Origin of the sequence: Actinoplanes sp. NPDC048791 (assembly GCF_040650095.1) — a bacterium.
In the GTDB taxonomy this organism is placed as follows: domain Bacteria; phylum Actinomycetota; class Actinomycetes; order Mycobacteriales; family Micromonosporaceae; genus Actinoplanes.
The window spans coordinates 4,200-5,322 of the sequence record NZ_JBEZGQ010000595.1; the positions used below are offsets into that span (position 1 = coordinate 4,200).

At 75.7% G+C, this 1,123-nt stretch carries 1 protein-coding gene; it reads right to left on the reverse strand.

Going from position 1 to position 1,123, the window contains the following annotated elements; all coding sequences use genetic code 11:
* Positions 1 to 287: 287 nt before the first annotated feature.
* Positions 288 to 1,123, reverse strand: an 836-nt coding sequence (gene bla, locus AB0C29_RS32085) for a class A beta-lactamase (protein WP_360828115.1), incomplete at its 5' end; no start/stop codon positions are given.

Consider the following 1,123-nt stretch of genomic DNA (forward strand, 5'->3'; position numbering starts at 1 on the left):
GCTGACCACTAGGCCCTTTTTCCCTTCGGCTGAGCTGGTTGCATGGGGGGCGTTGGGGGGGGGGGGCGCCGCGCCCGGGGCGGGGGGGGGGTAGGAGCGGGGGGGGGGCGCCCGGCCCCCCCCCAACCCCGCCCCCACCTCCGTCATCCGCGCCGGCGGGTCCGGGCTGCCGGCGTACGGCCGGGCCGTCATCACCCGGTACGCGCCCACGGTCCTGCTGCTCAACGACTTCTACGATCGCCTCGTCGCCGGGCCCAAGACCACGCCCTACCCCGCGCGGGAGTTGCTCACAGCCGGCCGAGAGCGGACGCCAGCAGTGTCGCCGCCGAGGCGATGACCGCGTTGTCGTAGGTGGCGTCCGGCGCCGTGCGGTTGGTGTAGATCGCCAGGATCAGCGGGGCGCCCGTCGGCGGGTGGACGATCGCGATGTCGTTCGCCGCGCCGTACGCGTCGGCGGAGCCGGTCTTGTCGCCGACCGTCCAGGAATCCGGCAGGCCGGCCCGGATCCGGGCGCCGCCCGTGGTGTTGGCGCGCAGCCAGCCGACCAGCCGGTCGCGGTCCTCGGGGTGCAGCTCGTGGCCGACGGTGAGGTTGCGCAGGTTGGTGGCCATGGCCGCGGGGGTGGTCGTGTCGCGCGGTGACGCGGGCGACCAGTCGTTCAGCTCGGTCTCCCAGCGGTCCAGCCGGGTGACCGGGTCGCCGAGGCAGCGGGCGTAGCGGGTCAGCCCGGCCGGTCCGCCGATCCGCTCCAGCAGCAGGTTCCCGGCGAGGTTGTCGCTGTAGTCGATGGCGGCCGCGCACAGCTCCGCGACGGTGAGCCCGTCGGCGACGTGTTCGGCGGTGATCGGCGAATTCGGCAGCAGGTCGTCCGCGGTCCAGTGGATGACCCGGTCCAGCAGGCCCGGCTCGCGGCCGCGGGCGCGGTCCAGGACCGCCGCCGCGGCGAGGGCCTTGAAGGTGGACAGCAGCGGGAAACGCTCGTTCGCGCGGTGCCCGACGGTCCGGCCGGTGCCCGTGTCGATCCCGACGGCGCCGATCCGGCCGTCGTAGTCCCGTTCCAGCCGGCGCAGGCCCGTGGCGGCCTGCGCCGGGGTGCCGGGCAGGGGCAGCAGCGCCGCGGGCG